Source organism: Priestia sp. P5_B4, from assembly GCF_056400385.1.
Window position 1 is genome coordinate 1 of the sequence record NZ_JBFULJ010000208.1, and the last position, 5,659, is coordinate 5,659.

Here is a 5,659-nt window from a genome sequence, read left to right on the forward strand (position 1 = left end):
GTACTAAGAAGAGGGAACTGTGATCTTGTCGTCAAATCAACCCCAAGCACGCTAATGTTAATGATCATCGTAATAATTAAATTAATTCCGCTTAATCCCGTTGCGCATAGCATGGTGACACTTGCTTTTTTGGGGTTGCTTAAATAAGGAAGAAGCATGGTAAATACAATAGCTTCTGTGAAAGGGAAATATAGCGTTTCAGTTAAAGCAACTTTGGCAACAGGAAGTATTCCTTCTTTTAATACCGGCTGTAAGTTCTTAAAATCAATTAGCCCTGAGCTAATAATTAAGATGAAGCCTGCAACAGCTAGAAAATACATGAAAATAAACAGAAGCTCTCCTGATCTGGCTATCGCTTCAATACCTTTTCGAGTTATATAGATAATGACCAGCATCAACAAGGCATTAGCAATAAATAAAGGCGTATCGGGATAGGCAAAAGTAAGAAGCATCTCTCCGAAATCTCTTAGAACTCGTGATGCATCGTATAAAAAATAGACAATATATATGAATGCAAGAAGTGTTCCAAGTGCCTTCCCTAAAATTTTCTGCATATATTCTGTAGGCAGGAGGTCCGGATAGTAGGAATAGAGCTTATGATAGACTAAGAAGAAAAAAAGCTGCACAGCATTCCAATTAAAATAGCTAGCCATGCATCTTGCTTCGCTCGCATTGCAAGAGGAACTAATAAAGCACTTCCCAGCTCGAATAAAACCATGAGAATAAATAATTGAGTGGCGCTAATTTTTGCTTTTTCCATATAGCCAGAACCTCCTGACCTCAGTTTTGTTTTTCTTTTAGGCTAGAGAGAAATGATTTATTGCGCAGACCTGTTCGGCGAATGTAAGCTTCTACCGTAACGTCTACATTTAATTTTGGAAAATAAACGTCATCCCATTCTGATTTGAGTTTTTCCCATTGATTAGGCCGCGTGCGTTCCAGCGCTTCTCCAAACCCGAAGATGTCAACTTTGTCTGTCTGAGCTTGTTTAATAGCTGTTTGTAATTCTTTTTTTATTTCTTTACCTGCTGCTTTTTYCATCTTTTTGATGACAGCAGGTTGACGTGTATCAACAGGGACCTCCACTTCTCCAATATCGCCTTCTACGCGAGTGTGAACGGATGCATAAGGTTTTCCTTTTATCATTTTTACAGATACATCCGTTTTTTGACGAACTGTTTGATAGGCAAGCGCTTCTTTTTTTCCTTTCCAATCTACATTAATATCGGTTCCTTGTATTTTATCAAGAATCCAAACGCTGCCTCTAGCTGGACTATTGTACAACCAGTCGATTAACTTTCCATTTTTAAAAACAGCAATGCCAGAAGCACGAAGGKTAGCTTCTGGTGCGCTTTGCTGGAGATTATCTAAGTTTTCTGCTTGTTGAGGATTTCCAACTAAACGAAAACCCGGGACTAGTGCTTCTCSTCCGGGAGATTCGAGAGATTTCATCACTTCTTGAAAAGAAACCTTGAGGTTTTCTCCCCATTTTCTTTGAGTGAACTCCAGCGTTTTCATAATTTTGTTTGCTGGAATTTTATCGACAGGCGTTAGTGCTTTTACCAAATCAGCAGCACTTGACTGGTTTGCGATTACTAAGGAAGTCGTAATTCGAAACTCAGGATCGCGATCAATAGAATCAATAAGAATGTTAATTCCTTCTTCACGCGCTATTTTTTCTCCGATCACGACTAAATTGGTATGGGCATAATAAAGTCTTCGGGAAATTCTAGCCGAAGCGCGTCTGCTTGCTTCAACTAAATTATCACCGGAAGCAGCATAGATCGTAACAGGCGGACTTTGGGTGCCGCTGCCTCCTTGTAAGCCAGCTACATTTCCCGGGTTAATGATTTGAAAGGTAAGCTCATACCGCCCATCTTTCGTTTTATCAATGCCCATTGCTGATACAAATGCAAGATCCGTTAACTCTTTTTTACTCCAGCAGCTAGTAAGCAATACCATCATTATGGTCATTACCAGTAAAAATAAACTTTTACGTTTCATTTTGATCATCTTCTTCCATTTCTTGGTTAATCATACCTCTTGAAGAAGGAGGCTCAGGCTTTTGATGTTTGCTTTGACGAACTTTGTTATTACTAATTAATTTAGGTCTTCTTCTCATCGTCCACCAAGGTAACCGCAGCAATGTATCTTCATTGCTTGCAGGAATAAAGGGTGCTAATGGCGTCATGTAAGGAACACCAAATGAACGTAAGCTGCACAGGTGTCCAACCCCCATTAAAAGAATAAGGATAATGCCATAGAAACCGAATGTAGCCGCTCCTAGTATAAATAAAAAACGAATTAAACGCGCTGAAATAGCCATATCGAAAGACGGTGTGGCAAAGCTAGCAATGGCTGTAATCGATACAATAATAACCATAGCTGGTGAGACGATCCCTGCTTGAACCGCCGCTTGCCCAATAACAAGAGCTCCGACGATCGATACAGCAGAGCCGATAGCTTTTGGTAAACGAATCCCTGCTTCACGCAAAATTTCAAAGGTGACTTCCATARAAAAAGCTTCCACGAACGCGGGAAATGGAACGGATTCTCGCTGTGCCGCAAGAGCTACAATAAGCGTTGTGGGTACCATCTCTTGATGAAATGTCGTAACCGCCACATACGTGGCAGGAGCGATAAGTGAAATCATAAACATAAACACCCGCAAAAGACGAATGGATGTGGCAATATCAAAGCGTGCGTAGTAATCTTCAGCCGATTGGAAAAATTGAATAAACAACGCTGGAGCAATAAGTACAAAAGGAGTTCCATCCACAAAAATAGCAATTCTTCCTTCCAAAAGGTTACCCGCCACCACATCGGGTCTTTCTGTGTTGTAAATAGTTGGAAAAGGAGTAACCGTTTGATCTTCAATTAGCTGCTCAACATAACCTGATTCCAAAATACTATCAATATCAATGTTTTTAAATCGCTTTTGAATTTCTTTTACGACTTTATCGTTTGCGATGCCATGAATATACATAACAGTGACATCTGTTTTAGTTACCCGGCCAATTTTCATCGACTCTAGCCATAAGTCAGGTGTTTTAATAATTCGGCGCACCATGGCTAAGTTTGTGCCGATAGACTCAGTAAAGGCACCTTTTGGTCCCCGAACTACCATTTCTGTAGTAGATTCTGCAATGGCACGCTTTTCACCGCCTTGTGTACTCACGCTGAGTACGCGGTTTATGCCATCGACAATAAGAAGGCTGTCTCCTGACATCAAAGAAGAAAGTAAATCATTCCAGTTGTCTGCAAACGATACGTTGCCGATTGTTACGATGTCTTCGGAAATTAACTCTAATGCATTTTGATCGTTTAGGTCATTTTTTTGATTATCTTTCATAAGAGACTGCAGTAAGTAATCTTGAATAGCCTGATTATCTACAATCCCTTCTATGTAGACGATAGCAGCAGCCAAGGTGTTATTGACGCCTATTTTAAAATGACGAATCACAATATCTGAGCTGTTTCCAGTTTTCTCTTTAATGAGGGTAAGGTTCTCAGACAGCAGATTCTTAAGAGAAGAAGCTGTTTGTTCGCTACTTGTTTGATCTGACTGAGGTGGAAGTTTATTTTTAGATTGTTGATTTTTAAAGAACGAAGGCATAAATGAAAACACCCTTACTATAGTTTTTATTAATTTGACCAAAAACCGTATAATTATGTAATTTTTAACAAAATATCTTTTGCATGACGGTAAATGAAAATGACGACCCTATGAGGTAAGTAATGTTTAGGTGAGGAGGGAAAATGATGAAAATTATTGGGGTTAGCCTGCTGCTATTTGGATCTGTGATCGCTCTTTCTGTAGGAATTGATCTTTTTCAAGGAACGAACGTACTGCAGGCACTATACAATGCTTTAAGCCCGTTTCGTGTAATGGAAGTGGCCGAATTATTTGTCCTTTTTTCTCTTTTGTTTTTCTTTTTCGTAGAGTCACTTTATCTTGTTTTAAAGAAGCGTCAGCAAAAGCAATAGTAACTTGGTGCAAAGAGGTTTTTGTATCTTCACTATCGAAACAAGCGTATAGAAAGATAGCTTTGAGATAGGGGAGAACCACATGAACATTGAGACTGACAGATTACTAATACGCAAATTTAAATATGAAGATTGGCAAGATGTCTACGCATATACATCTGATGCTAATGTCATGAAGTACATACCAGAAGGTATGTTTAGTAAGGATGATGCGAAGAAATTTGTAAATGAAAATATAAAAGAAAATGCTAAAAATTTTCCAGTTGTATTAAAAAACGAAAAAATTCTAATTGGTCATATCGTCTTTTTTAACTATTTTGGGGACCATACTTATGAAATTGGCTGGGTATTTAATTCTCTCTATCATCAGAAAGGATATGCTTCAGAAGCGGCAAAAGCAATAGTGGACTATAGCTTTAACACAATGAAACTGCATCGGATTATTGCTACTTGTCAACCTGAGAATACGTCTTCTTATCGTGTTATGGAGAAGATCGGGATGAGAAGAGAAGGGTATTTTAAAAAATGTATTCCAACTGAAAAAGGATGGTGGGATGAATATTATTACGCAATTTTAAAGGAAGAGTGGAAATGAGCTTTACTTTTACGGAATTACATTTTCTGAGCTGTAAAGACGAAAACAAGCCCAATTTTTAAAAAATGAGCAGAACAGCAAACCAAAACGTCTAGGCAGACATACAATAAGCTATCCATGAGAAACACCCTATGTTTGAACCTTCTTTGTTTTAGCAACAGAAAATTACGTTGAAAGGGAGTGCTTATATGTCTAATGCTGGATGTGGATTCGGTTCTGGTTTCGCTTTATTAGTTGTATTATTTATTCTATTAGTAATTATCGGATGTAGTTGTTATAGCGGTGGTTATGGTGGCGGCTACGGCTGCTAATTATATCACTGAATAGCCTAAAGAAATTTCTTTAGGCTTTTTTGTGTTTTAAAAGTCCGTTAGTTTCTAAGAAAATTATTTACTCATTAGCGGCTATGATGAACGATTGAACAATTAAAAGACCCTATCACGAGCGATATCTGCTATACTTTTAATATCGATAATAACGCTTACATTTAAGGGGCAGCTAACAAAAAAGAGAGGGCATAAGGTGAACTTTCCTATTTCAAAAAGTATTACAACTAAATATCTTCTTTTATTTACGGTTATTTTAATTGTACCGGGCATCATCATTTATTACATCATTACGGGCTATGCAAGCAAAATTATTAAAGAAGATGTAAAGGTTCAAAACATTGCAAGTAAAGATATTATAGCTAAAAGGCTGAATTCAGAAATTGAGCATGTGGCTTCACARCTGCAGCTTATTGCAGGAGAGGGGCTAGAGTCAGATCTTAACATAAATCGAATGTATAACCGAGCTAAACAAGCAAATTCACAAAGTTCAGTTATTCATTCGATTTACTATATCAATGAACAAGAACGCGTAAAGTTTGAAACGCCTTTTGCTTCAAGTCAAAACAATTTAATTTATCATCACGCTAATTTTACCCAGGTGTATTGGACACATACATACGCTTTATCCGATCTTATTCAAAATTATCGTCATCAAAAAGTAGTAACCATTTCTGTACCCGTTCTTACTAATGAGAAAGAATTTAAAGGAATTATCGTTGCAGAACTAAGCCGGGACTATTTATCCTGT

The 5,659-nt window shown here is 37.8% G+C and carries 6 protein-coding genes and 1 pseudogene; 4 read left to right on the forward strand and 3 right to left on the reverse strand.

Annotated features, from left to right (window positions below; all coding sequences use genetic code 11):
• From AC1DRF_RS15435 to AC1DRF_RS15445, 3 genes and pseudogenes are all read right to left on the reverse strand, one after another.
• Positions 1-760 (reverse strand): annotated as a pseudogene (locus AC1DRF_RS15435) (GerAB/ArcD/ProY family transporter); the annotation flags it as partial.
• Between the two features lie 20 nt (positions 761-780).
• Positions 781-2,004, reverse strand: coding sequence for a Ger(x)C family spore germination protein (locus AC1DRF_RS15440; protein WP_477741082.1), 1,224 nt, complete (start codon positions 2,002-2,004; stop codon positions 781-783).
• Complete coding sequence (locus tag AC1DRF_RS15445) at positions 1,994-3,616, reverse strand: spore germination protein (RefSeq protein WP_477741083.1); 1,623 nt, start codon at positions 3,614-3,616, stop codon at positions 1,994-1,996. The genes AC1DRF_RS15440 and AC1DRF_RS15445 overlap by 11 nt, the downstream gene beginning before the upstream one ends.
• A gap of 146 nt (positions 3,617-3,762) precedes the next feature.
• Here AC1DRF_RS15445 and AC1DRF_RS15450 point away from each other — a divergent pair, with 146 nt between their 5' ends.
• The 4 genes from AC1DRF_RS15450 to AC1DRF_RS15465 form a co-directional block, all read left to right on the forward strand.
• Positions 3,763-3,987 carry a YczF family membrane protein gene (locus tag AC1DRF_RS15450; protein WP_221783049.1) on the forward strand — a complete coding sequence of 75 codons (225 nt, stop codon included), beginning with the start codon at positions 3,763-3,765 and terminating at the stop codon, positions 3,985-3,987.
• Between the two features lie 82 nt (positions 3,988-4,069).
• Entirely contained in the window at positions 4,070-4,582 is a 513-nt protein-coding gene (locus AC1DRF_RS15455) for a GNAT family N-acetyltransferase (RefSeq protein WP_230183879.1), read from the forward strand.
• 188 nt (positions 4,583-4,770) lie between these two features.
• Entirely contained in the window at positions 4,771-4,893 is a 123-nt protein-coding gene (locus AC1DRF_RS15460; protein ID WP_013056948.1) for a YjcZ family sporulation protein, read from the forward strand.
• Between the two features lie 211 nt (positions 4,894-5,104).
• Positions 5,105-5,659 (forward strand): cache domain-containing protein (locus AC1DRF_RS15465; protein ID WP_477741084.1); only part of this gene is annotated, 555 nt, incomplete at its 3' end.